Origin of the sequence: Paenibacillus sp. FSL H7-0714 (assembly GCF_038003765.1) — a bacterium.
In the GTDB taxonomy this organism is placed as follows: Bacteria; Bacillota; Bacilli; order Paenibacillales; family Paenibacillaceae; genus Paenibacillus_AQ.
In genome coordinates, this window is the sequence record NZ_JBBOPT010000001.1 from 4,624,079 (window position 1) to 4,650,242 (window position 26,164).

The window sequence follows — 26,164 nt, forward strand, 5'->3', positions numbered from 1 at the left end:
CAAGGGACCACAAAGGTCCCCGAAGATTTTTTCTATTGTTCTCAGCATACGTAATACGCATGTATTTTTAAATTTTACTGCCGTCTAAATATGACTCGATTTGTCAACTACATTCTTTGATGTAGCACCGTTGCTTGAACCATTTAATTTGCTAGCAAGCTGCTTTAATGCAGTCAAGAACACCGGCATGGCCGCTACACTTAGTAATAATAGTGCAATGATTAATACGAATGCTACCTGTATAAGTGTCATTACGCCCGAAGGAATCAACGCGGCGCAGGTGATCCAACATCCCCTTCAAGCTCGTTATACCGCATCATCAGGAATATGCTGTAATCAACGCCCAGGGCTGCAATCATAATGAAGCTGAAAAATGGAACGATCCAGCTCAAGATTTCACTGATTCCAAGAGAAGTAAGTACACTAGCACCAAGGAAGCAATAATGAACAGAGAACTGGACACAGAGCGCGTAATGACTATTAGCACAATTATGATTCCGACCAGCATAATCACGGCTGTACGTACAAAGTCATCCTGTGAAATATTCTGCAAATCAGCATTGGTTGCAGTTGTTCCTGTTAAGGCTGCTTGCACTCCTTGCAAGTCGCTGCAATCTAATGGCATTCCAAAAGCTGTCTGCAAGTTCTTCTTCGAGCTCAAGCGAATACAGTAACTCACCTTCTTCCATCATTTTAGCGAACATCTTCAAAGGGCCATATACAGCGCAGATCAATGCCATGGAAGGCAGGGGGCGTAACAATTTCTCCTACTTACCTGATTTGGCTATCTAGAATGAATTTTAATAAATCACCGAATATTGCTTTGCTATGTTCGTCTAAGTAATACCCATCTTCATGCAAGCCTTTCTTTTGCGATTTTTTTGCGCAAGAAATAAAGAGTCCTTTATAATGTAATAATGTACATAAAGACGGATTTGGAGGGAAACAAATGGCAAGTCATAAATGGGTATTAATCATAGACGATGAAGATGATTTAGCTCGTCTGATGAAGGCAGTTTTACATAAAGAAGGTATTGCAGACGTTGTAACTGCCGGGACCGTTGCAGAGGGTTGGGACAAGTTCCAGGAGTATAATCCTGAGCTTATATTGCTAGATATTATGCTCCCAGATGGAGAAGGATATGACTTATGCAGAAAAATTCGGGAAACATCAAATGCACCAATCTTATTTATGTCTGCAAAAGACGAGGAAATTAATAAGCTGTTAGGACTGGCGATAGGTGGCGATGATTATATTACTAAACCGTTCAGTCCGAAAGAAGTCGCTTATCGGGTAAAGGCACAACTGAGAAGAGCTGGCTTTACAGAAGAAAAAAAAGCTCCGAAAAGCTTACAAGCTGGCCCCTTTGAGCTTAGTGCCAATGAGACAGAATTAAAAAAGAATGGCGAGGTCCTCGTGCTAACCGCCAAAGAAGTCGGTTTAATGAGCTGTTTTATGCATCATCCCAATCAGATTCTAAGCAAAGAAACCTTGTTTGGACAGGTGTGGGGTGAGGATTTTTTTGGTTCCGATAATACAGTGATGGTACATATTCGGCGCTTACGCGAAAAAATTGAGGCCGACCCTTCAAATCCTTCCTTTATTTTGACGGTTAAAGGGTTAGGTTATAAATTAAATACCAAGGAGTGAGACTAGTTGAAATGGAAATTGACACTCCGCTTTTTAAGATCGGTTATGACTATTGTTGTGATCGTTGGTATTGTAAACGCGATTTTGTTCCTTTCCTTATTCGTTATAAAGGTAAATAATAATAACTTTGGCACTGAAGAAGCATCTGCAGAAACCTTTAGCCGGACCTTTTCACAATACGTAGAATTACAGGCTGGCAAACCTGTTGTGAATGAAGAAGGTCTCAAAAAACTACAAGAAATGAGCGCCTGGGTACAATTCTTGAATGACCAAGGGGAGCAAGCAGCTGCCTTTTATACCCCTGAAGAATTGAAAACAGAGTATTCTCCTATTGAAATTGTACAAATGTATAAATATAAAGAATTAGATGCACGCACGACGGTTTTTGTCAGCGAAGCCCAAAATTTCAGTTACTTTTTAGGGATTAATAATCCAAAAATAGGCCGGTACGTAATGACCTATGACTACGCTAAAATTTTCAAAGATGTTAATGTTTTTCTTTTCATTTTTTTAATCGTTGATGTGCTTATTGTAATCCTCATTGGATTTCTATTTGGGAAAAAGTTAACTGCACCCCTTCATACATTAATAGAGGGTATTCAACAGCTTAGGGAGCGACGTTTTAAGAAAATGCCTACTCCTAAAGGCGTTTATGAAGAAGTTTTCCGAAACATGAATGAACTATCTGAAAAGCTCGATCGACATGAAGAGGAACGTAAGCATCTCGACCAAATGCGTGAGGAATGGATTAGTAATGTTTCGCATGACATGAAAACGCCACTTGCTTCTATTCAAGGTTATGCAGAATTTATAAACGACAGTGCCACAGATTTAACAGCCCAAGAATTACAGGAATACACAGCAATTATCAAGAGTAAATCGATGTATATGAAAGATTTGTTAGATGACCTCAATTTAACGACGCGTTTGCGTAATCACCAGCTATCCCTGCAATTTGAAGATGTGAATCTCGTTCAGTTTCTACGAGAAATGACGATTGAACTTTTAAATGATCCGACCTTTGGTGAACGGCAGATAGAGTTTGAGGCAAATGTAGTTAAAGCCGTACATAAAGTAGATAAAAAATTACTAAAACGAGCGATCCTTAACTTTATCTATAACGCGCTTGTGCATAACGATGAAAATGTCGTGGTGAAGATTCGAGTGGAAACCATTAGTCCGCATACCCAAATTACAATTTCTGATAATGGCCAGGGTATTCCGGCTAAAGATCTGGAACAGGTTTTCGAACGCTACTATCGGGGTACAAACACAACGAGTAAGCATGGAACTGGGTTAGGTATGGCCATCGCCAGAGATATTATTTGGGCTCATGAGGGGAAACTCGATTTGACGAGCGTTGAAAATACCGGTACCACCATTACTATACTTTTATAATTCAAAATGACTTACTTATTAGGCAGAGAAAGGGGCTGTTCTCCACTTACTTTATTGGAGACAGCCCTTCTTCAATTTATTAGTTTTTTAGTGCTTTTAGCGGAATATCCTCTAATTTCACTTCATCGTATGAGGAGACTTGATCACCTTTTTTTACATACATTTTCAAGTAGGCGCCTTTACGAAGATTTTTTTGTGCATTAAATTCCAGTGGAATTGTAGTACCTTTGGCATTTGTAGCCTCTAGTGTATAAGAATAAGAGGTCATGACCGAACCATCGCTCAGTTTATATTCATGGGGTTCCCCATCCTCAGTGATTTGTAAGTAGTAATTTTCGGCATTGAAGCGATTGAAATCAATCTTGGCTATAGCAAAGACCCCTACAACTCCAATAACAAACAAAATACCCATAGTAATTAGAAATTTTTTCATCTCAATCATCCTTCTGTTCTATTATTTAGTGTGATAATACGATTGTAAGAAGCTACGGTTAAGAAATAATACAACCCGTAAATTACGGTATAAGCAATCATCCAGAGCAACACAGGTTTTGCTAAATCTATCATCAGTAGACTAGAGAATGCTTTTAAAGCCACTACACTATGCAATAACCCTACTACAAGCGGTACAACAAAGATAACGAATACCTGTGACGCAATTGATTTTCGCATTTCTTTTGCACTGACACCCATTTTATGCAGCATATTGTACTGTGATTTATCCTCTTCTGCCTCTGTCAAAACCTTAAAATAAATGATACTGCCTGTAGCAGCCAGAAATACTAGACCAAGGAAACTTCCGATAAACAGTAGAGACCCCACACCTTCCAAACTTGTTTGGTAATCTTGTGGACCACTTGAAAATAACGCTTCTTCAGGTAATTGGTTTGCAATTTTTTTAGATAAATCTACAGAAGCATCATCTACCCCAAGAACACGATAGTGCAGCACTTCCCCATCATTTTGCAACACTTTATACTGATCCTCCGAGACTACCACGGTTATACCTGCTGTACCTACATTCAATACGCTTTGCGTTTTAAAGCTTTGGAATGTGAGAGGATGGCCGTTGCCTGTTGTTATAGTTTTCCCTGTATATATTGGTGAGAACCTTTTGTCATATCCGATATCTAAAATAACCGCGTAGCTGTCCTTTACATCTAATTTTTCTTTATGTTGTAGACTTGCTAATTGGTTGTATGTTTTTTCATCGATAACTGTATATTCTCTTTTATCAGAGCTATCGAATGTTGATGGCGAGTTTAACTCTTTCGTATGAAACGTAATGGATAGTGCTTCAATATTTTTATCGTATTTTGTATCTGATACTACAGCACTCACTTGCTTGTCCATTTCTGCATCTGTGGATTGATACATAAAGGTATTCGGATTAATCGTTTTCGCCGAGTCATTCGTATTGTAATAAAGGCCATAGACCGCTCCACCGGCAGTTACTGTCGTAGCACTCAACACGGCAATCACAGTTAATGTACGTGCGTTCCCACGAATACGATAGAGCAGCTGCGAAATAGTAATGACATGAAGGCCTTTCCAAAGCCACCTTTCATTTTTCTTAATCATTGCTAACACAAAGCCAGTCACACTGTGGAACAATAAAAATGTACCCAAAATAACCGTTGTTAAAATGATTAATACAGTCAAGGGGAATCCAATTTTTTCCCATACCTTAGAAGTGAAAAGGTCCTGCATTGCAAGCCAATAGCCCAAGACAATGAGTAACACTCCAAGAACAGCTACTATCATAGATGGTTTAGGCGCCACTTCTCCCTTTTTGGAAGCATGAAATAAATCAATCAGCTTAAATTGATAGATCAAGCGATAGCCTTGAAACGATGTTACTAAAAATATAACTAGAAATACGATAGCCGTGTTCATCGCTGCCGCCGCTGAAAATGTAAAGGGTGCTACAACGTCATAACCCATTAAATGAATTAAAATCGTCATAAATCCTTTTGAACATAGGAACCCAAGTACAATTCCTACTACTAAAGAGAATAATCCTAACAATAAATTTTCGAAAAAGAGCATAAAGCCTATTTGACGATTACGTACCCCTAGCAACGCATACAATGCGACTTCTTTTTTACGTTTTTTCATAAAAAATGAATTGGAATAAGCAATAAATATGAACACGAAAAAGATGAGAATGACTGCCGCCCCACTCATTAGTGAGCCTAGTTTTTGGGATGAAGCCGTCTGTTCTGCTATAGTATCGCTATATTTCAAAGTCACAAATGTAAAGTAAATGATGATACTAAACACCATCGATGCAATATATAAAAAATATTGTGAAAAGTTTCGGGCTATATTTTTTCTTGCTAGACTAAATAACGTCATCTACCTCACCCCCAATGGCCGCATGAACATCTAAGATCTCTTGGAAGAAGGCTTTGCGTGTCTGATCACGACGAAATATTTCTGTTGAAAATGAACCATCCTTGATGAAAATAATCCGGCGGCAGAAGCTTGCGGCAAAGGCATCATGAGTCACCATCATAATGGTCGAGTTGTTATTTTCATTTAAAGTGCTTAAGCTTTCCAATAAATCTGTTGCTGATTTAGAGTCAAGCGCACCTGTTGGTTCATCAGCCAAAATCAGTGCAGGCTCTGTCACGAGCGCTCTAGCCGCAGCGGTTCTTTGCTTTTGACCACCAGAGATTTGGTAAGGATATTTTGCCAGTAGATCTTCAATCCCAAATACTTTAGAAATCTGAGTCACGAGGTGATTGATTTTCTTCGCTGGAATTTTAGCAATCGCCAGAGGAAGCAATATGTTCTCCTTTACAGTCAAGGAATCGAGTAAATTGTAATCTTGGAAGATGAAGCCGAGATGTTCACGTCTGAAGTCTGATAAGGCTGCTTCCTTCATATCATGAATACTCTTGTTCTTCATATAAATCTTCCCTTCAGTTGGGGAATCAATAGTTGCTAACAAATTTAGCAAGGTTGATTTTCCAGCGCCCGAAGGTCCCATAATCCCTACAAACTCACCTTCATGAATGTCAAATGACACGTTTTCTAAGGCTGTGTATGCAGCACTTAACTTCCCGTACACTTTTTTTATGTTTTCTACTTTTAATAATGGTTCCATTCATTTCACCTCATAATTTGCTGATACTTATACTATAGGCTGTGAACCTTACAGCAAATTCATGCCAACCTTACAATAAGCTTAAATCCAAAAAAAGGGGTACCCAGTAGCCATTTAAGACTACGGAGTACCCCTTTACGATTGAAAAAAATTCATTTTTTTCTCGTTGTATATAAATCAGAAGCTTCATCAAAGTAAAAGCGGCGTTTTTGTTTGCCAAACACGACTAATATAACATGAATGAACAACACGATCGTTAAGATGATAGAGGTCAATGCTGCACCTAACGTTAAGAATATAGATGCCTTATAAAATGGAGAATCCATTGATAGTTCCACGTTATTCAAAGTATTCGCAATGACTGTTATGAAGTACATCGCATAAATGGCACCAAAGCGTTTAAATAATCGCTTGTTCGTTTCCACTCGACTTATTTTACTGTCATAGCGATAACGCATTATTTTCGTACCGATTGTCGATCCATTCCAAATCCATGGAATAATAAACAAGGTTACAGAAAGTGTAATTGTGCTCACAATAAATTCACTAACCATATTAACGTTGGTCATACTCAGCACAACTTTAACTACTATGTTGCTGATAAATATATCAATAATAACAGCCAGCAACACAGACATCCCTCTTACTTCATCAAGAGCCAATAATCTATCTGCTTTCTCATTAATTTTCTTTTTTGATGGGAATAACGCCAACACAGCTGGAGCAATAAAGAAGCCCAGTACCCCGCCGGTAGTATTCAACAATAAATCGTCCACATCAAAAATACGATAAGGGCAATTATAAATCCCGTAAATACCTGTTACCTGTGTTATCTCATAAAATAATGTTAATAAGAACGTGATTGCTAGCGCTTTTTTCCAGTGTTTCTTGTCTTGAAAAAAATATCGCAAATAAACACCAAAAGGTAATAATAGCAAGAAATTAAAAAAAGCTTGATAGAATGAGGGTTGGCTAAATAACAGTCTATAAGTTGCAGGCTGTGATAACACGATACCACTATTCCCTAAGGTGCTCACTATAAATTGAAATGGCATAAGTGAATAATGTTGTGTGCCCGGTTTTTGTAGTGAACAAGTATCGCGTATCTCTGGCAACGGCAACAAGACTAAAAATAACGCTGCTAGAAAGTAAAAAATAAACGAAAATGAAATTAACGTGGTAGAAAATGGCAGATAGTTATACTTTCTATAGGTATAAATGAGCCATGGAACAAATAAGGCAAATGCTAAAACCACAAAAAAGATCGCCGCCACAAAGATTGGTTGAGTATATGCTGACATTTCTAGTTCACACCCTATAATTATTTAGTATTCATATTAACCATAAAACGGATTCTAATTCAACTGGAGTTGGAACATTTTATCAAATTTAAGGATCCTGTAATGTTGGCATCAATTTAATGTAAGGTTCTCCACTTATACTGACTTCTAAGCAAATGAAACTATTTTCAAAGGAGAACTATTAATGAATCCCTCGATTTCACAAAAAGAAAGAATCATTTCACTCGACATCATTCGCGGGCTTGCTCTTTTTGGCATTCTGCTGATAAATGTTGGAGCCTTTAAAGTTATTATGGAAGGAGATCCCTTACCAGACTATAGTGGCATTAATGGAATCATCAATACTTTGATAATCATCTTCGTACAAAAAAAGTTCTTTTCTATTTTTTCATTCCTATTTGGTGTAGGTCTATACATTTTCGCCTCAAGAGCCGAAAGCCGGGGAGATCGACCTAGATGGCGTATGGCTAGACGTTTACTAATCCTCTTGCTGCTGGGAATCATTCATGTATTTATCTTTTGGGGAACCATTCTACCCGTATACGCCATTATCGGATTGTTTCTGATCCCTTTTTATCACACAACGGTTTCTACACTTAAAAAGTGGCTTATGGGTATGACATCCATTTACATCATTTCCTTGATGGTAAAAATATTTTTACCGTCTCAAGGGGCAGTCTCATCTATCCTTGATATTTTTTCTAATGACGCTATGCAAATCTTTATTATGTTTTTAGCCGGTTTTTTAACTGCAAAGTCAGGTTGGCTGACACTTATACAAGAATTATCAAAACCAATTAGATGGATTCAAATGGCATCATTTCTTTTGTTCGTTGGTTTCTCATTATGGATTTGGAACGCTTCTCAAAGCGGGAGCAGCAATGTAGATTCAGTTACGGGCTTAGGATCACTTCCAACCACTTTGTTTTACTTAACAACATTATTTCTACTATTAGAAAACAAACAAATGGTGAAATTCCTGACACCCATATCCCGGGTGGGTCAAATGGCATTTACAAATTATGTAGCTCAAAGCATTATAGGGACGGCAATCATTTCAACGATAGGTCTCGAAGTCGTTTCACCCAAAGATATTCTCTACATCGCTGTTCTGATTTATATGATTCAAATCATTTTTAGTACCATCTGGTTCAAGTTCTTTTCCATGGGACCTTTAGAAAAGCTTTGGCGCTTGATGACCTATGGAACAAAGCCTGCAACAAAAAACCCCTCATAAAAAAGGGGTTTTCGGGTTTAAGCGCTTTAACTTTTAGTCGAACAATCATACCTTGAACTGTAATAATCAGAGAATCAAGTCTAATGCATCCTGTGAAACCCACACTTTATCTTTAATCATTACTGTCAGTACATTGAGTTTCGTTGTTTTGCCATCCAGAATGGCGATGTTTTTATCTATAGGCAGCTTGAGAACTTGGCCTGCTTTTTTCACTACAACCACCGGATTAGTCTTATCGGTCTTATCTAGGGTGATCGTAGCTCCTTTGGCCTTGAATTTATCACTGGATACGTACAGTGTATCCTGAAGTTGCGCCAGATTGAGTCCGGTCACTTCTTGAATATACTTATTCACATCCGTATTCTGGATTACACCGCTGTTCACGAAATCGGTCGGTTTATAATTAGCCGGATGGTAGGCGAACAATCCAACTTCTTCCGATGTGTGATCATCCGTAGAGAAGGTTACGCCTATCTTATTCCCCAAGATTTTACCGATGACCGGCGAAAGGTTATCTTTCATTCCTAATCTGACTTGATCCGCTTCTTCTTTGGTTAAATCACTAAGTCCATAATTATCCGCTAGGACCTTTTTGAAATTGTGCTCATTAATACTGCCTTCAATGTAATAACTGGTGTGTTTCGCTTTCTTCAATACGGAGACTAGGTCTTTGGTGGAATCATAGTTCGTCATATTGAGCCCGCCAGTAGCATGATCCGAAACGGACAAGACTGCTGTATTTCCGTCTTTTTCTGCAAAGTCAACAGCGGCTTTAAAGGCTTTATCAAACGCTAATGTCTCACTCATAATCCCCACCGGATCGTTATCATGACCATACCAGTCAATCTGGCTTGCTTCGACCATCAGAATAAAACCATTATCGTTCTGCGACAACTTCTCTATCGCTACTTTGGTCATTTCAGCAAGGCTCGGTTGCTTTTGCGGGTTCAGATCAAAATCAGCATCCAGTGCTTCAGGGTTGAACAGACCCCAGATTTTATTCGTTTTAGAATTCATTAAACCTGCTTTATCCGTTACGTATTCATACCCATTTGATTTCAGGATTTTGGTTAAATCTTCTCCGTCCTTACGGTTAATGTCTTCTTTGCCGGGTACCAAATACCCGGACCCACCCCCGAGAAGAACATCTACGCCACTGTAGACCATCTGTTCTGCTATAGACTGCGCATTGTCACGCGTGTATGCATGACTTAAAAATGTAGCCGGCGTCGCATCCGTTAATTCACAAGTAAATACCGTTCCTGTACTTTTCCCTGCCATTCTCGCTGCATCCATAATGGTAGGCAGAGGTTTGTTCACGTCCTCTGGCTTAACTGCACCCACAAACGGCATCGTTATTCGGTCGGGTAGTATGGATACGGTCTCACTCTTAACCTTATGTCCTGTGGCATAAGCCGTAGCTCCCGCAGCGGAATCTGTGGTCAGTGAATCCGTAGAATAGGTTCTCACCAGCCCACTGAAATACTTATCCATCGCAAGCGCCTGCCCTCCTTGATACCATCTGGCCAAGTTCACATCGGATAAGCTCATCCCATCCGTAATAAACAGGATCACGTTCTTGACCGATTTGTTGGTAGGAGCATCAGAGTTATTGGCGCCACTGGCGTAGGTCGTTCCGTTGCCTGCTGCAAGCAGACTACAAACCATAACGGTACTGCAAATTCTCCCGATAACCTTTTTGCGCATTTGAATCCTCCTCTAGCAGATTTTGTTAAGTACGTTACTAGTTTAAAGGAGGATTGTTTGCGGGACAGCACCTATTCTCTTGTTATATATTAAATTCTATGCATATTTTGTCTTGACCTGTGCTACTGATAATTGCAAAAAAAAGGGCGCCCTAGGGGCACCCTTTGCATTATTATTGTCTTATTACGAGGATATCTCGAGGCGCTCTACCAGTGCTTTGAATTTGGGAAATTTCGGAGCTTGTAAGGATACGGCCTACCAATATAAACGAAGATGTGACATTGTTAAAGTTAAAATTATTCAAGTTCGCTACGTTTTGGCTGCCACGGAACACACGGAACGATCCCTGAAAGTTAATGCGTGAAAATAGTACAAGCGTTACTTGAGAGCTCTCCACAACATTTCTGAGTCGGAAACTCGAAAGAACGTTGTTAAACCGAAACGCTCCAAGATCACGAACCGCAACTCCTCCACGTCTGAATCGAATCCGGCGATTGGTAAAATTAGTACCCGACCATAGAGCAAGACGTACATCACTGTTGGCCAACTAAATCAACTCCTTCTCTGAGATTGATTTAGTCTATTACCAACTTCAAAGAACGGTACAAGACAAATATAGTTGTACAAATGTTTGTTTTTCAGATTTCCCTGCGGTGATATTATCCAAAATAGCAGTCGAAGTGATTTTCCAGTTATATTCGTCTAACTACTATATACTTTCTTATACGTTAGGAGCGAATATGAAAAGAATAATTCAAGCATTCGGGTATTTAGGTAGTACAATTTTAGCTGCAGCATTACTGTCATGGATCTGCGTATTTTTGATTAATGGCTTACCTGGTGTCTATGCATGGATGGCACTTAAATTTATCATCCCAATTCTGGGTTTCGTAGGAGTATTATTAAATATCTTTTTAATATTAGTTTCTATTATCAAAAAGAAAAGAATTTCCGATAAATGGATGCCTCTCGTTTTATGTACTGTATTAGCTTCACATTTCCTCCTAACCATGAATATTATACAGTTGGCATATCCTGTACGTATAATCAACGTCCACCCTTCAGTCACTGTTAAATGGCCATTTTCTGAGCAAACAATTGTTGGCTGGGGTGGTGATTCCACCGACAATAATCTGCCTCATGCCACTTGGCCTTCGGAACGTTGGGCCTATGATTTAGTCATGGAACCCTATAATACAGGAAGTACTAGTCTGGAAGATTACGGAATTTGGAAGCAAAAGGTCCTATCACCGGTATCTGGAACGGTTATTGCAGCTTTTGACGATGAATCTGATATTGTGCCAGGTACTGAAAAATTCATTTCCATGGAAGGAAATCACGTTTATCTCAGGATTGATGCGACGGGAACCTACTTATTACTTAATCACCTCAAACAAGATAGTGTTACCGTTGCAGTTGGAGATCACGTCAATGCCGGTGAAGTGCTTGGACATGTAGGAAATAGTGGTTCCACATCAGAACCCCACCTGCATATTCATCATCAGCGCCAAGACCCAACCCAAACCCTTTTGCCTATTCTAGCAGAAGGACTGCCGTTATACTTTGAAGATACAAATGCAAAGGCTATGCCGTTAAAAGGAACAGAAGTCACGCCAATGCGCAATGAACCATGATCTGGTGAAGAGTGAAGCTGTCTTTCGGAGGAGTTACCGTAGGAGGAATGAACAGCTTTAACAACGATGATGTTCAGCAAAGATGCGGACGACTTCGGGCATAGACTTCAAATCAGCTTTAGGATAGCTAAAGAAAGAAAACACAAAAAAGAGGAATAAGCCTCTTCAGACTATTCCTCTTCTATTTAGCACTTGCTACTTATTCAGATTATCAGATAAGTACTTAACAATGCCGTCGTCAGAATCTTGAGAATACTCCCACACCATGACACCAGCCAGTTTTTTATCTTTGATATATTTAACTTTTGCCTGCAAGGCCTCTTTATCTTCATACGTAATAAAAGTATCACCATCATATAAATAGGCCGTCTTCGCTGTATCGTCAAAGTATCGTTTAAATCCATCTTGGATCATATATTTTTCTTTTATCGTCTTGTAGCTTAAATCTACTTTGTCGATATTGATAGGTTTACCCAGTAAAAATGAGGCCTCCTTATTCACATCACTTTTAACATTCTCCCATCCGTAGGAATAAGCTGGAATACCTAGGAGAAGCTTGCTCGGATCAACATCACGATCTAAATATAAATGAATAATACGATCCACGCTGGTTTTGCTCTTTTTATGCTTATCTATAAATAAATTCGAATTATACCCTGTTGTATCTGACCAAGCTCCAGTCAAGTCATAGCTCATGACATTAATGAAATCCACATACTTTTCTACTTTTTTAACTTCAACGTTTTTGAAGAACCACTCTTCATTCCCTGCAGCAAAGGTTAAATAGTAATTTTTATTTTTACGCGGGAGTCTATCCAATTTTTCATCAAGTTCCTTCATTAGACTAGTAAAGTTCTTGGTATCCTCAGGTCGGGCTTTAGTCGTATTCCAGGAATCAAAGGCTGGATATTCCCAGTCTATATCGATCCCATCTAAATCTAACTCCTTAACCATTGCGATCATACTCTCAGTAAAGGAGTACCGGTTTTCATCCAATGAAGCATCGGAGAATCCGTCCGCTTTATACCCACCAACACCAAGTATGAAACTCGTTTTTTTATTATTTGCTTGCAGTTTCTTTATATTTTCTTTAATGATCTCATTTTTAGCAGGGTCTAGATCAAAATATACATTGGTTTTATTAATTTTGGCAAAGGCGAGAATAGCAATATCAATGTTTTTGTCTTTTAGCTTAAGATCTTTAAAATCTTTCCATAACGGTATGTACACGGAGGTTATTTTTTTGTCTGAATCATTGAGATTGTAATAGTAAATTCCCATGCCTATAGCTAATATAGCCAGGAAGACTTTTGTATATATACTTATTTTCATCATGTTAACTTCTTCCCCCAAATAATACATGTGTAATATATTTATTTAGATTTAAGACTTTAACCGTGATATAGCTAATTAAGAATACAATAATGACATTAAAAGCAAGGTTAAATATGGATTGGAGTATAGTAGCTTGTATTTCTGCTCTTCTGGATACCAATATTTCAACTAACAAATGAATTAAGTAGATACTAAAGCTAGCCTTGGAAATGGAGCTGATTATTTTTTTGACTTTGTAATTTAACTTCTCGCTAATCGCGGTTTCTTTTTCTTTAAAATAGATAAACGTTCCAATAGCCATAAAAAATGTCGTGAGTGAATAGTTGCCATAGAACATTTCATCTAACACACCACTGTACAAGGAAGAAAAATAGGTCGCTAATGGCGTAACAAAAAAGGATATAATGCCTAAATTAAAGAAAAGATTTTTGGCTTTCATCGATATCGTATAGTTAAAGAGATAATATCCCAGGATAAAATATCCTAGATAACCCATAAAAAAAGGTATATTAGTTATAGGAATATTGATATATTCGGAGGTCAATCTGAATACAAGATCGGAGATGAATTTATAAACCATACTAATCAGGAACCAGATCAGCAGATAATATTTCAAATCCTTTTCACTGCACACTTTTACCAACTTACTAATTAATGGAACTGTTATATAGATCGCAATAATCGCGTATAGAAACCATAAATGTATATAATTTTTATCAAAGATTAAACCGTACGAAAAATGAATGAAAAAATCATAAACGCCCATGCTGCTTTTTTGAATAAAATATTGGGTGTAAACGGCATAAATGAGTGACCAGCTAACTAAGGAAATGATTAAAGGAAGTACTTTTTTAATATAAAACTGCCGATATGATTTCACTTCCACTCTAAGGATCATTGCACCACTTATCATAAAAAACACTGGCACAGCAAATCTGGATATCGAATTAAAAAAGTTGCTAATCCACCAAGAGGTTGTATTGAAATCATTTGTCCTTGTAAGTAAGTCTGCAGTGTAGTGTAGAATGATGACGGCTATGATGGACATTATTCTTAATACATCTATAAATATGATTCGTTTATCTTTCAATATATGATTCATAAATACCTCCCGATGAATAGTTTGCTGATAGTTACAATAGGAGACTAGCTGATACTTGAAACACCTTTTCTCTCAACGAATCCCCAGCCCTCGTCATTATCAAAGTATTTAAATGTGCCTACGATATTCATATAAAGCAGCAGATTTCGATAGGTTAGTAATTCAACTTGGCTAAACAAAAACATCCTAAAATAATCTTTAACTGAATAATTGCTGCCATATTTTTTGCATAAATAGAGAGAAATCCCGATTTGCAGCGCATTAATGACAATTACAGAAAACATGAGAATAAAAGCCTTAAATAAATTTGTACCTAGAAAGAGCGATTGTATAAGATAAAAAACGCTTGTAAATGCTGTTAATGTACCTAGAACAAAACCATCAATAGCAAAAAAGAGACTGACGCCAACGCTAAACTTTCGCGATAATTTAGACCAATAGATTAATATGCAATCTACAAAAGCTTTTTGCCAGCGTATTCTTTGTTTATAAAAGTTACTTAAGTTTTCTGGGCATTCCGTGTAGCATACGGCTTCTGGCGCGTAGACGAGCTTCTTATTCAAGTTATTCGCTTTAATGAACTCGTGAATTTTTAAGGTAATATCAATATCTTCGCCTACAGTACTTCTAAACCCGTTAACGTCCACCAATATACTCTTATAAAAAGCACCAAATGCGCCTGAAATAACGACAATTGAATTAAAAACCGATTGTGTTAGTTTTCTAACATAAAATCCATGGATGTAGCTGATAACTTGGCTTTTTATAATACCTTTACCAGTAAATTTATCTTGGATAACTCCGTTCCTTTTCTCAGCGCCCTGTACGATCTTCACCGTACCACCTAAAGCGATGATCTTATCATCTTGAAAATATTGACTTACATATTTAAGCGAGTTTATTTCCAGCATGCTATCCGCATCCAGCGTAATAACAATATCAGAACTCGTACAATCGATGCCGGCGTTGAGAGAATCTGCCTTTCCGCCATTGGATTTATCAATTACAAATATGTTTTCATATTTCTCCGAATAATAAATTCCTTTAATAGCGCCATATGTAAGCTTACCCTCTGCTTCTCTGTCACTTATCGATAAGTTCAAAAGCTCATTTAATTTTTGAAACGTCTGATCCTTTGAACCATCATTAATAATGATGACTTCATAGTTGCTGTAATTTAGGCCCTCCATTGCATCTATGCAATTCTTAATAGTGAGCTCCTCGTTATAAGCAGGAACTAAAACGGAAATCGATTTTTCATCACAATCGTTATTCAACTTCTTAACTTTACTGAAAAATAAAGGGATGACTGTGTAAAGAATTTGAAACCCAATAAAAATGAAGGTTGACAAATAAAAAAAGTATTGCATCTCCTCACTCCTTTTTATCTATTTAAAGCTTATAATTCTATGAATTGAACTGTTCTCCAGACAGTTAATCCCACACTAATATCAATTACTTACATCCTTTGTAAGTAATTCCAACTAATAATAGTAAATAAAACCAAAAATAGCAACCTTTGAAAGCGTTGTTATTGTAATTTTCTGAATAATATATAATTTACCGCTTTATTTTACATACAGTAGTTTTCATTTTTCATCACAAAAAAAGAAAAAGAAAAAAAGAGAGAGAGAAATTAAGAGAATAATATATTTGTCGTTTGATCATAATTCTAAATGAATTTTTCAGATTCCAGGAATCAAATGGGAAGATAGGGGGGGGAATGTAGATCGGGTTCAGGAGAAGATATTTCATTCTAAAAATATCATATTATTTCTATTTTTGGTAGACAAATACCATTTTTTTGCATATAATCACTATGGTATTACAACATTTGTTATCATTCAATGAATTTAGCCCTACACACCTTTTTCTCTACCTTTCATGTCGATATATGAGCTCTTTATGAGTTTATATAAATACGTTCAACAAAGAAAGGAGTTGTAATTGAGATAAGACGTTCGGGTCTGAATGCATCATTCATTCGCAGTGCATATTTCATTAAAAGAGGAGGAATCAAATGTCATTTATTCGCATTTCTCATTCACCTTCGGCAAAGTTTCTAGCTTATGGGAGTATCATGTTGATTTTTTCATTGGTTATAATGTTATTCCCGGAAAGGTCCTTTTCTCACGGCTATGTTGAAGGACCTGCTAGCCGGGCAGCACTCTGTAAATCCGGACAAAATACAGATTGTGGCCCGATTGTTTATGAGCCCCAAAGTCTAGAGGCCCCTAAGGGGTTCCCTGCTGCAGGGCCAGCAGACGGGAAGATTGCAAGTGCTAACGGAGCTTTTCCTAAGCTTGATGAACAATCGGCAACACGCTGGTCTAAAGTCAACATATCTGCTGGACAAAATACATTCACTTGGAAACTGACTGCCGCTCATTCGACGGCAAGCTGGAAATACTATATTACAAAGCCCAACTGGAATCCTAACTCCGCTCTTACTCGGGATTCATTCGACCTTACTCCTTTCTGTTCGGTGAACTATGGAGGTGTTCAGCCACCCTTCTCTTACTCAGACACTTGTTACGTTCCAGAACGTAGTGGATATCACGTCATCTTGGCTGTGTGGGAAGTCGCAGATACTCCGAACGCCTTCTATAATGTCATTGATGTCAACTTTAGCGGCAGCAACCCGGTAGATACCCAAGCGCCTTCCGCGCCAGCAGCTTTGACGTCAACTGCAAAAACATCCAGCAGCGTTTCCTTAGCCTGGACCGCATCCACGGACAATACCGGTGTGACAGAGTACCAAGTATTTAACGGATCTACTTTGGTCGCTGCCGTATCCGGCACAACATTAAATTACACCGTTTCGGGATTAACCGCGAATACTGCCTATACCTTTAGTGTCAAGGCAAGAGACGCTGCTGGCAATATCTCAAATGGAAGCAATTCCGTCAGTGTTACTACCGATGCACCCGTCGGTAATGACACGCAAGCACCGACAGCCCCCGGCGGCTTACATGTTATGGGGACCCCAACATCATCCAGCATTCAGTTAATGTGGACTCCGTCAACGGATAATGTTGGTGTTACAGGCTACCGTATTTATAGAGGAACGACATTAATCACCACTGTACCTGGCTCCACAACGGATTATACAGTAACAGGTCTTAGTGCAGGCACAACATATACGTTCAATGTATATGCCTTCGACGCCGCAGACAATCAATCAGTGGCCAGCACCATCAATGGAACAACCGCGACAGCGTCTACAACCCCAGCTTGGGCACCTAATACCTCTTACACAGTCGGTGCGTTGGTAACCTATAATGGTTCTGTGTATGAATGTCGTCAAGCCCATACATCGCTAACCAGTTGGGAGCCTGCCAATTCCCCGGCGTTATGGTTGTTGAAGTAATGATGTTAAAAGCATAGAATACCTAAATCTTAAAAAACCACGAGATACAGTGAAACTGTACTTCGTGGTTTTTTACTGTTTCGATCATATCGTTCAATTACCTTTTCACAAATTTTGGCACTCGTACATGGCCGACAATTTTCATGATAAACTAACGTTAAATATTAACTTACCTCATTACAACTGCTGGCTGGGCTTAGTAATATTTCCATATTAAAATCGGAGGGAATACATGAAAACATTTGTACTCAAATGGAACCAATTGAGCCTGGTAAAACAAATACACTCGGAACGGTTACGGTGAGATTGACATAGCTTCCTACAGCATCCATAACCCCTACAGCCTTCAATCCGGAGGCATAGTACTTGTTTACAATCAGCGCGCCTCCACCAACGGTTCAACGGTTCCGGTTTCCATCTCCACATGGATAGGCTTTAAAGTTACCTCAAGATAGTCAAGGTCTGCTGTGTAGAGGTCATTGGAATCCTTTTGGATTTTAATTTTGTTGGTCCCCGCTTGCAGGTTTACCGTTCCGACGCCAGATACTTTCTTCCATGAGGAGGCAGACTGGTCCCATCCAGCATTTGTCTTGGGGAATGATGCCTGGAACTTGTAAATTCCATTTACATAGACGCTTTGGGCGGCATCCGCCCCCGATCCGTTCGCATAGGCAATATCCAGTATATAGTCTCCGGCTACAGGCACATCTATTGTAACTTCCGCGAAACTCCCTACACTGTTCATAACGGCCACAGCTTTTCCAAAGGATGCATAATTCTTATTGGCGGCAATTGGCCCATTCAATTGACCATTTTCAAATTCATAGTGCTTCCCGGATGTCCCATTCAACACTTGAACTTTCCCAGAGCCTGTAACATTAGCAGCGGAAGTATTGGCGACCAAATTGCCTTTATAATATACGTTGTCAAATCTTACATAATATTTATCACTAAGATAGCCTCCAGTGGTTTTATCAAAGTATACATTCTTCAGGTTGAAATTTTTATTGGAGGATACATTCAGGTCAAAATACAGCAAGTTGTCCCTAGTCGAACCCGGCTCGGTATAGAGATTTTCGATCGTAAAATTATCGATATTGTCCTGAATTTTACCCCATATGCTTCCCAGTACATTTGTTTGCTTTATGGCATAGAAGTTAGTAATGCGAACAGTTCCAATCGAGCTGGTATCCTCGCCCGGCTTAGTTCCCTCAATCCCCTGAGCGAAGATGGCTGAAGTTTGAGCAATGCCGGCATGTTCGGGGAAATAAGCAATGTAATTATCGATCGTTACATTATCGGTTTTGCCCCACCAGCCAATGACAAGATTATTATCACCGGATACACTGAAGAAATTCTTAACATCTACCCCATTATTTCCACCAAGCGATAAACCGTCAGAGCATCTAGCATCGCTAATAACTTTAACATTGTCTATGGACACATTGTCCGTATTGCGTACAACCAGTTGATGGATCAGATTGTCGTTAAAATTTCGTACCAGGATGAAATCCCGCAACTCGACATTGTTGGATTTATAGAATACCATGTTGTTTTCAAACTCTGATTCATTCGGATTCACACCTGTATCATAGGCAACAACAATTCCTGGGCCCAGAATTTTTAGGTTGGAATTGTTAGCGGTATCAATTCTGGCATGCAGAACAGCTCCCGGCATGAGGAAAATCGTCTGATTGTCCTGCATCGTGAGTTCATTATTAGCGGGATAATGCGCCCCTGCTTGATAGACGGTTGCACCGGCAGGAGGCGTCCCTACAGGCGGATCCCCGAACAAGAAAAGCTCTTTATTCGGATCGTTGTCGATCTGAATAATAATTTTGCTTTTTTTATAATCGTTTAACGTGAACTGAAGCTGGTTGGCCGCCGGTTTAGTATACGTTATTCCGTATTGGGAAGGCATAATATTAGCTGATGTGAAATTGGACTTGTACTGTACCTTAACAGTCACCGTACCCGTGAATGCGAAGCTGGTAACTGCTTTGGGGGTAGCGGCCATTCCCGGTGCAGTCCATACGGGTGATGAAGTGTTTTCGACCCACACCTGAAAATCGCTGTTTGAAGCGAGACTTGCCGGAAACGGATAGACTGTACTAGTTCCTGCTGCTTCGGCATGCCGGACATAACCGACTGTAAACGCTACCAAAAAAGATAAAAAAAACATCCAATAAAACCTATTCTTAGCCCAAGTCATTTTTTCTCCTCCTCTAAACTTGTGTTGTAGGGGACTACAATCTGAATATTAGCAACACTGCCTGTAAAAAAGAATGGAAAATTTCAAGAAAGCGTGCCATATTTATTGAAATCGCATTTATTGTTGTTAAAAATAAACCTACATGTGGAATATGCTTTTTTCTTTATATTCCTTAGGTGTAATCCCCACATTTTTCTTAAATACCTTGCTGAAATACTTCTCATCATTGAATCCGGTTTTGGTTGCGACCTCGTACACTTTGAACTGGGGATCTATTAGGTATTCCATTGCCTTGTTTATTCTGACATTCACAATATAATCGGTTAAGGATATGCCCTCCTCCTTTTTGAACAATACACTGAAGTAGGAAGGATTCATGGAAACCTGATTTGCCAGCATATCGAGATTGATTACCTTGTGGAAATTCTTCTGGATGAATAGTTTGACAAGCGCAATTGATTTATTGTCTCCTGATTTTGTTCCTTCTTTATGGTCATAGGTACTTATCAATACTAAAGTATCAATAAAGCGCTTATTGGCCGCCGGTAAAGAAGTACATTCCTCCAGTTCCTCCACGAATTGATAGATGTTATTAGCCATAAAAACACCGGCCTTTTCGGAACCGTTTATACCGGACCCCACCTGTATAAGCAAGCTGCAAAGCTTGTCCTGGTATTCCTTCACCGTTACCATTCCTTTTATACTTGTCTCATTGCACCTCTGATTGATGAAGACTTCCAGCCTCCCGGTGTCCATCATTCTGAGCATGGATATCATTTGGGTAATATCAGATTCGTTAAAGTGCAACCTGTCAGCGAGTTTAGGCAGTTCATCTGCAAAATAAATATTCCCTTCGCCGTATACCAATTTTTCCATGAAGGCGGCTTTGGCCTGCCTAAACAGCGTGTACAGAGGCACAGATTTACTGCTAATACCGCTGACTCCCCAGTTTACTCGAAGCCCTTTTTCCCGGAGATATTCATTTATTTCGTTTAAGGAGGCTCGAAGTTCTCTCAAACCGTCTCCTTTTTTTATGTTGATGATAGAGATCACACTGTTTTTCACATGCGGAACAGACAGTACCTGAGGAAACATTGCCACCAGCTTACTGCCGAGCATAGTTGCAGGGAGAATACTTCCCTGTCCGGCATCTGAAAAAAGTTGCAGGTGGGTAAACTGTGCATATAAAATGATGAAATGCGGGCAAGGCATTTCAATCCTTCGTTCGGATAAAAACATTTGAAAGACCTCATCGCTCCCACCAGCGCTTAGCAGCATATCTTTAAGCATATTCCCATCTGTCTCGGAGAGGCTCCCAGGAGGCAGTTCTTCCGTTCCCTTTTCCTGGTCCAGATCGTCCAAAGCCCTCTTCAGGGCAGCCTCCAGATCCTGTCTCTTGATCGGTTTGAGCAAATACTCGGTAACCTTAAAACGAATAGCTTCCCTGGCATATTCAAATTCACTGTAGCCGCTGAAAATAATAACCCGGCTATCAGCACCTATATCCCTTATTTTTTTAAGAAATTCAATACCGTCCATATGAGGCATTTGAATATCGACTATAATAATATCCGGCTTGTGTTTCTCATATATTGCCAAAGCTTGGACTCCATTTTCGGCTTCCACCACTTCCCTGAACGAGAACCCAAGATCGTCGATAATCACTCGCAACCCTTTTCTAATGATGTTCTCATCATCTACGATCAATAATGAATACACGTTCATCCCTCCTTGGTTAATCAATAACCGGAATGCTGATATAAATTCGGGTTCCTTCCCTCATTTCACTTTCAATCTCTATACCATAGCAGCTTCCATACGCCAGCTTAAGCCGGTCATTGACATTGGACAGACCGATTCCGTTCTCACCTGGGGATAACCTGTTTTTATGGTTGTTTTCCAACCGTTCTCTCAAGGCTCTGAGCTTCCCGGGCTCAATGCCGTTCCCATTATCGCAAATTGTGAATCGGATATTATTTTGGTATACCTCGGCCGAAATTTTGATGACACATTGACCATCAAAGTTGCGAAACCCGTGGAGGATTGCATTCTCTACGATCGGCTGAAGGATCAGCTTCAGCATCTTTAACGAATATATCTGCTCTGCAATCGAGCATACCAGCTCCAATCGGCCGTTCATCATCAAATTCTGCAAACTGCAATAGCTCCTGATTTGTTCGATTTCTTCCGTTATCAGGACCAGCCTGTTGTCTTTTGTCAAATTGTAGCGGACCATAGCGCCCAATGAGGTTAACGCATCGGAGATTTCCCTTTCCCTGTTGATCTCGGCCATCATCTTGATGGTCTCCAGCGTATTATACAGAAAGTGGGGATTCACCTGGTTCTCAAGCGCTTTCAACAGCGCATCCTTCTGAAGAATTTCCGTTTTGTATACCGTCTCGATCAGTTCATTTATCCTGTTAAGCATTCTATTAAAATCCTTGCCGAGTTCGTCAATTTCATCATTTCCTTCAATTACCACTTGGGTATTCAGGTTGCCCTTCTGGACGCTCCTCATGACCTTTACGAGCCTTTTTATTTTCTTCATCAGTTTTCTGGAAAAAACATAGGAGATGAGAATCATCAAGATAAGTGCGGCTACGAGACAAACTACGAAGGTGTTTCGCGCTTTCGTGGTTTCTTGGATAACCAGATTCTGAGGAAACATTCCAATAATTCTGTAGTTAGGATTCTCTAATGTCTGGATTTCCGTCAGAAAGGACTGGCTTCCCACCTTCGTAACGAAATTGGATGTACTTTGTTCAGCCTTGTTTAATTGGGAGGATAGCTGTGAGAGAACACCTGCCGGGTGATGATTGGATTCATAGACCAGTTGACCTACGCTATCATATACGAACACGGCTCCCTGTTTGAACTCCTCCATCTTGCCGAGACCACCAAAAATAGCGTCAGGTGCAATAAAAATTTCCAGCAGCGTCTTTCTATCGTTGGTTGTATAGGATAACATAGGCACGAACAAGGAGATTTCCTGATCGCGAATCGCTGGGTTTTTGACTTTGTCATAATCCAAAATACGGGCTTTGTGGAGATTCTCCCAGTATGGAGCGCTGTAGGTCGCCTGTATCGCTTCTTCAAACCATGCTTCGTTACCGTAAGGCTTAGAATGGTAAATCCATTCATTCTGAAAGGTGTTGTCATTCGCAGTAAAGAACCGGAAGTGATACTCCGTAGTCTCCAGGCTGCGGACCCAATCCATAAAAGAATTGAGGTAATGATAGGAAAAATCAATCTTGTTGGTATCGGACATATATAAATCATCAAAATATGAAATCAGCAAAGGGTATTGCGCAATTTGGCTCCCGAGTTTTCGGTAATCGTTAAAAATTTGATGCACATTCTCTTTTTCTTTTGCCAAGGCTTCCTTGAGGGCGGTCTTAGACTGATCCTCCACATATTGGACAGACCGAATGTAGATAAAAACAGCCGACAAGGTTACGGGTATGAGAAGGACAAGCACAAAGGAAATCATGATCTTCCAAGTATAGCTGGTGTTTACGGGTCCCCGAAGCATTCTTAACATAACTCGTCCCTCTCTGTCCCTCAATATCCACTGCCGCGACCGTATTTATTATATCAATACTTACTGAAATCGACAAAAAATGAACATTTTTTGAGCTTTACTGCTCTCTTACATGGGAGATTACCCTAATTCAATTTCAATCCATTTGTTCTCCGGTGTAATCTCGCAACGGATTCCCTGAGCAGCCTCAATACGACCCTGGTATACTGACAAATACTCCGTTTGAGATATGATTGTGATTCTTTTCTCTGTAGCAAGCCTGATTCTTCCCCTTATATCACCAACAAAAAAATAACTAAACTCGGGAGCCGTGCTCATAAAAACCAGGCAATTTTCATGAAACGTAACTTCACCATTCAAAGCAATCGGCTTACCCTTCTGGCTGTGAATGCCGCTCGATTTAAACCAGGTATCCACTGCCCGCGGCCACACATACCTGGAGAGAGAATGGTCTGGCTTCAGCGGGTATCGGTGGACCAGCACCCCAGGTTCCGTGCTATAAGGAATATAATCCGGAATATAACAGGCATATACAGTGCCATCCTGTTGAATCTTGCTGAGATTGGTTAGGTAAGCATTGTAGGAAGAGAGCAGCCTGTTCATATCCCCTGTGAGGAGTGAGTAATAGAAATCGGCTTCTCCCCGCCAGATCGTCCAGGCATGTCCTGCATTGATGCACGGGCCGTCCTGATCGCCTTCCCAGATGGTCTCCCACCATCTGAAGGATGACTGGTACATCCGGGCATCAGGCGTGTACATCTTCCAGGCATCATGAAGCCGTAGAATACTTTCGGCAAATCGAATGTATTCATGCTTGAATTCAATGTGAAAGCAAACATACAGAACGGATAATGCCGTGCAGGAGATCGAGCCGTCCTCCATCTCCGACTGTGAGTATTCCTGATCCCCCTCCGTAGGGAAATGAAATCCCCGTTGCAGCAGATAATCCGCAATTTTCACGGCTGCTGCTTGAAAGACAGCCTCTCTGGGATCTCTCCTCTCCCCAAGCACCTTCGCCATATCCACCACTGCAATTACAGGGGCGCATACGGTGGTATAATCGATCTCTCTTCCTTTCTCATAACACAGGATGGCCCCATTCTCGGCAATATGCTCATGGAGCAGGTTCAGCAAGGTATCAATCGCATACTCCAGATAGCTTGAATTGCCAAATGCTTGATAAGCAGATAGAAGAATAGACACCCCAAAAAACTGCTCTTGTATTCGGGTTGACTCGAAGATATGGTAAGGCCCATATTCCCGACCCTCAAACCTGTGCGGATAAGGTACGATGGAGCATCCTGGCGTAGGGGAGACTCCGGACAGATTCAATATTTTATGATCAATATGTTCTAAAACCCTGTCCGCCAATTGCGGGTCCACCCCAAACCGCTTGATATGTTCACACAGAGCCCAGCACCACACCCCTCCCTCAGCAAGATTCTCATCACAGTGATAGGGTTGTTCGATAGTACTGCTCGCCTTGCGGAACAGCTCGTTCCAACCGCTGAAGCTGAATAATACACAGTCCAGGCTGTTCAGGGAATTTCCAAATGCTTCAACCCTGTAGAATCCCTCTTCACAAAGCCTAATTGAAACCTGATATCCGCCGCTATCTTCTACTACATGCTCTGTAATATCCGTGCTGTTACCTGATGGTGAATGAAGGATAATTTTGTTATATACTCCTTCAATAGTCATGGGAAGCTCTGTCCCCAATGTTCCCCCTGCAACCGGAAAATAGGGAACAGGGGATCCCAAGGCGGAGCTCGCAAGCGACATGGCCTCCCTGTACGTGTCGGGAAAGTCGATCCTAAGGGCTATCGTATGTTTTTGTTTCGTGCCTGAATCTGAAACAAAAACATCATCAAAGCTCTCAAACATCTTCAATCCGAGAATAAAATGTCCAAAATTATTGGGAGAATACTCCAGTCGCCACCCAGCCAGGGGTTGAGGTGAGGTAACCAGAACCCATCTGCCGTTAGGCCTTGTCATTAGATAATAGGAGGCTTTGCCGTCTGCTGAGGTATAGGGGGATGTCGGGATCACCTGATCCTCATATCCTGTGCCTAACTTCCCTAAAAAATTGAAATCAAGGTTCATGCCGAATTGGCTGATATTCGTGTCTGCAGCTTCAATGGAAAGGATAAAAAACTCGTCCATAAATTCGTATTTTAAGGTGGAGTTATATTCGAAATTGGTAAAAACGGCACAGGAACCTCTCAGATAAGAAAAAGAATGGGTGATGAGTTGGTCATCTATAACGATGTGTTTCTTGGACTCTGCGACATGGCTTATTTCTGTATGGTATGATTTCTTGTCTTTAAAGGTTGCGGCCAAGCTCCCGAATCGCCTGTTGCGGTCAACAAGGTTCACCCGGTTAGCATCTTTATTGTCATACAATTCCCTGATGCAGCCAGAACCTTTCTCGATGACAATGTCATACCCTTTTTTGCAGATTTTAATGGTTTCCTTCATTGTATCCCCCGAATAAACGTATAACGCGGATTTGTAGTGGATTTAAGAGTTTTCCTTGCGAAAAGAAGAAGGATGAGCCTGATTCT

At 40.0% G+C, this 26,164-nt stretch carries 19 protein-coding genes and 1 pseudogene; 5 read left to right on the plus strand and 15 right to left on the minus strand.

Features of this window, described 5'->3' with window-relative positions; all coding sequences use genetic code 11:
- Positions 1–84: 84 nt before the first annotated feature.
- A pseudogene (locus NST34_RS20720) lies at positions 85–610 on the minus strand (MMPL family transporter); the annotation flags it as partial.
- Positions 555–740 carry a hypothetical protein gene (locus NST34_RS32170; protein WP_076285345.1) on the minus strand — a complete coding sequence of 62 codons (186 nt, stop codon included), beginning with the start codon at positions 738–740 and terminating at the stop codon, positions 555–557. The pseudogene NST34_RS20720 and the gene NST34_RS32170, both read right to left, overlap by 56 nt.
- A 209-nt stretch (positions 741–949) precedes the next feature.
- Between NST34_RS32170 and NST34_RS20725 the strand changes: the two genes are divergently transcribed.
- Both NST34_RS20725 and NST34_RS20730 read left to right on the plus strand, forming a co-directional pair.
- Complete coding sequence (locus tag NST34_RS20725) at positions 950–1,651, plus strand: response regulator transcription factor (RefSeq protein ID WP_340971125.1); 702 nt, start codon at positions 950–952, stop codon at positions 1,649–1,651.
- A 6-nt stretch (positions 1,652–1,657) separates the two neighbouring features.
- Positions 1,658–3,049, plus strand: coding sequence for a sensor histidine kinase (locus NST34_RS20730; RefSeq protein WP_340971127.1), 1,392 nt, complete (start codon positions 1,658–1,660; stop codon positions 3,047–3,049).
- Positions 3,050–3,128: 79 nt separating this feature from the next.
- Here NST34_RS20730 and NST34_RS20735 read toward each other — a convergent pair whose 3' ends face one another.
- From NST34_RS20735 to NST34_RS20750, 4 genes are all read right to left on the minus strand, one after another.
- Positions 3,129–3,482 (minus strand): YxeA family protein, encoded by a 354-nt coding sequence (locus NST34_RS20735; protein ID WP_076285453.1) that lies wholly within the window; start codon positions 3,480–3,482, stop codon positions 3,129–3,131.
- Between the two features lie 5 nt (positions 3,483–3,487).
- Positions 3,488–5,407, minus strand: coding sequence for an ABC transporter permease (locus NST34_RS20740; RefSeq protein ID WP_076299298.1), 1,920 nt, complete (start codon positions 5,405–5,407; stop codon positions 3,488–3,490).
- On the minus strand, positions 5,394–6,161 hold the full coding sequence (locus NST34_RS20745) for an ABC transporter ATP-binding protein (protein WP_042189627.1): 768 nt from the start codon (positions 6,159–6,161) through the stop codon (positions 5,394–5,396). The genes NST34_RS20740 and NST34_RS20745 overlap by 14 nt, the downstream gene beginning before the upstream one ends.
- Before the next feature lie 152 nt (positions 6,162–6,313).
- Positions 6,314–7,462 (minus strand): VanZ family protein, encoded by a 1,149-nt coding sequence (locus NST34_RS20750; protein ID WP_076299299.1) that lies wholly within the window; start codon positions 7,460–7,462, stop codon positions 6,314–6,316.
- A gap of 184 nt (positions 7,463–7,646) precedes the next feature.
- Between NST34_RS20750 and NST34_RS20755 the strand changes: the two genes are divergently transcribed.
- Positions 7,647–8,699 carry a DUF418 domain-containing protein gene (locus NST34_RS20755; RefSeq protein ID WP_341128682.1) on the plus strand — a complete coding sequence of 351 codons (1,053 nt, stop codon included), beginning with the start codon at positions 7,647–7,649 and terminating at the stop codon, positions 8,697–8,699.
- A 66-nt stretch (positions 8,700–8,765) separates the two neighbouring features.
- Here NST34_RS20755 and NST34_RS20760 read toward each other — a convergent pair whose 3' ends face one another.
- Entirely contained in the window at positions 8,766–10,406 is a 1,641-nt protein-coding gene (locus NST34_RS20760; RefSeq protein ID WP_341060203.1) for an alkaline phosphatase, read from the minus strand.
- Positions 10,407–10,578: 172 nt separating this feature from the next.
- A complete protein-coding gene (locus NST34_RS20765; protein ID WP_060622951.1) occupies positions 10,579–10,953 on the minus strand; it encodes a hypothetical protein in 375 nt (124 codons plus the stop codon).
- 193 nt (positions 10,954–11,146) lie between these two features.
- Between NST34_RS20765 and NST34_RS20770 the strand changes: the two genes are divergently transcribed.
- Positions 11,147–12,040 (plus strand): M23 family metallopeptidase, encoded by an 894-nt coding sequence (locus NST34_RS20770; RefSeq protein WP_341128683.1) that lies wholly within the window; start codon positions 11,147–11,149, stop codon positions 12,038–12,040.
- Between the two features lie 195 nt (positions 12,041–12,235).
- Here NST34_RS20770 and NST34_RS20775 read toward each other — a convergent pair whose 3' ends face one another.
- Genes NST34_RS20775 through NST34_RS20785 form a run of 3 tightly spaced genes read right to left on the minus strand, consistent with a single transcriptional unit; the run spans position 12,236 to position 15,847 of the window.
- Entirely contained in the window at positions 12,236–13,372 is a 1,137-nt protein-coding gene (locus NST34_RS20775; protein WP_340974917.1) for a glycoside hydrolase family 18 protein, read from the minus strand.
- A 4-nt stretch (positions 13,373–13,376) separates the two neighbouring features.
- Positions 13,377–14,477: an acyltransferase gene (locus NST34_RS20780; RefSeq protein WP_341060201.1), complete on the minus strand. Its 1,101-nt coding sequence runs from the start codon at positions 14,475–14,477 to the stop codon at positions 13,377–13,379.
- A 44-nt stretch (positions 14,478–14,521) separates the two neighbouring features.
- Positions 14,522–15,847: a glycosyltransferase gene (locus tag NST34_RS20785; protein WP_341128684.1), complete on the minus strand. Its 1,326-nt coding sequence runs from the start codon at positions 15,845–15,847 to the stop codon at positions 14,522–14,524.
- Positions 15,848–16,557: 710 nt separating this feature from the next.
- Between NST34_RS20785 and NST34_RS20790 the strand changes: the two genes are divergently transcribed.
- The gene (locus NST34_RS20790) at positions 16,558–17,847 is read left to right on the plus strand and encodes a lytic polysaccharide monooxygenase (protein ID WP_445667698.1); all 1,290 of its coding nucleotides are present in this window, start codon (positions 16,558–16,560) and stop codon (positions 17,845–17,847) included.
- A 376-nt stretch (positions 17,848–18,223) separates the two neighbouring features.
- Here the strand turns inward: NST34_RS20790 and NST34_RS20795 are convergent, their stop codons facing one another.
- The 4 genes from NST34_RS20795 to NST34_RS20810 form a co-directional block, all read right to left on the minus strand.
- The gene (locus NST34_RS20795; protein WP_341128686.1) at positions 18,224–20,059 is read right to left on the minus strand and encodes a hypothetical protein; all 1,836 of its coding nucleotides are present in this window, start codon (positions 20,057–20,059) and stop codon (positions 18,224–18,226) included.
- Positions 20,060–20,197: 138 nt separating this feature from the next.
- Positions 20,198–21,784: a response regulator gene (locus NST34_RS20800; RefSeq protein WP_081382840.1), complete on the minus strand. Its 1,587-nt coding sequence runs from the start codon at positions 21,782–21,784 to the stop codon at positions 20,198–20,200.
- A gap of 10 nt (positions 21,785–21,794) precedes the next feature.
- Complete coding sequence (locus tag NST34_RS20805; protein WP_341128687.1) at positions 21,795–23,600, minus strand: sensor histidine kinase; 1,806 nt, start codon at positions 23,598–23,600, stop codon at positions 21,795–21,797.
- Positions 23,601–23,720: 120 nt separating this feature from the next.
- Positions 23,721–26,078 (minus strand): hypothetical protein, encoded by a 2,358-nt coding sequence (locus NST34_RS20810; protein WP_076299303.1) that lies wholly within the window; start codon positions 26,076–26,078, stop codon positions 23,721–23,723.
- Between the last annotated feature and the right edge of the window lie 86 nt (positions 26,079–26,164).

Coding starts and splice junctions, on each gene's coding strand:
- NST34_RS32170 (WP_076285345.1), bottom strand. CDS start 740: ATGGCATTGATCTGCGCTGTATATGGCCCTTTGAAGATGTTCGCTAAA.
- NST34_RS20725 (WP_340971125.1), top strand. CDS start 950: ATGGCAAGTCATAAATGGGTATTAATCATAGACGATGAAGATGATTTA.
- NST34_RS20735 (WP_076285453.1), bottom strand. CDS start 3,482: ATGAAAAAATTTCTAATTACTATGGGTATTTTGTTTGTTATTGGAGTT.
- NST34_RS20740 (WP_076299298.1), bottom strand. CDS start 5,407: ATGACGTTATTTAGTCTAGCAAGAAAAAATATAGCCCGAAACTTTTCA.
- NST34_RS20745 (WP_042189627.1), bottom strand. CDS start 6,161: ATGGAACCATTATTAAAAGTAGAAAACATAAAAAAAGTGTACGGGAAG.
- NST34_RS20750 (WP_076299299.1), bottom strand. CDS start 7,462: ATGTCAGCATATACTCAACCAATCTTTGTGGCGGCGATCTTTTTTGTG.
- NST34_RS20755 (WP_341128682.1), top strand. CDS start 7,647: ATGAATCCCTCGATTTCACAAAAAGAAAGAATCATTTCACTCGACATC.
- NST34_RS20760 (WP_341060203.1), bottom strand. CDS start 10,406: ATGCGCAAAAAGGTTATCGGGAGAATTTGCAGTACCGTTATGGTTTGT.
- NST34_RS20770 (WP_341128683.1), top strand. CDS start 11,147: ATGAAAAGAATAATTCAAGCATTCGGGTATTTAGGTAGTACAATTTTA.
- NST34_RS20775 (WP_340974917.1), bottom strand. CDS start 13,372: ATGAAAATAAGTATATATACAAAAGTCTTCCTGGCTATATTAGCTATA.
- NST34_RS20780 (WP_341060201.1), bottom strand. CDS start 14,477: ATGAATCATATATTGAAAGATAAACGAATCATATTTATAGATGTATTA.
- NST34_RS20785 (WP_341128684.1), bottom strand. CDS start 15,847: ATGCAATACTTTTTTTATTTGTCAACCTTCATTTTTATTGGGTTTCAA.
- NST34_RS20790 (WP_445667698.1), top strand. CDS start 16,558: ATGTTGATTTTTTCATTGGTTATAATGTTATTCCCGGAAAGGTCCTTT.
- NST34_RS20795 (WP_341128686.1), bottom strand. CDS start 20,059: ATGACTTGGGCTAAGAATAGGTTTTATTGGATGTTTTTTTTATCTTTT.
- NST34_RS20800 (WP_081382840.1), bottom strand. CDS start 21,784: ATGAACGTGTATTCATTATTGATCGTAGATGATGAGAACATCATTAGA.
- NST34_RS20805 (WP_341128687.1), bottom strand. CDS start 23,600: ATGTTAAGAATGCTTCGGGGACCCGTAAACACCAGCTATACTTGGAAG.
- NST34_RS20810 (WP_076299303.1), bottom strand. CDS start 26,078: ATGAAGGAAACCATTAAAATCTGCAAAAAAGGGTATGACATTGTCATC.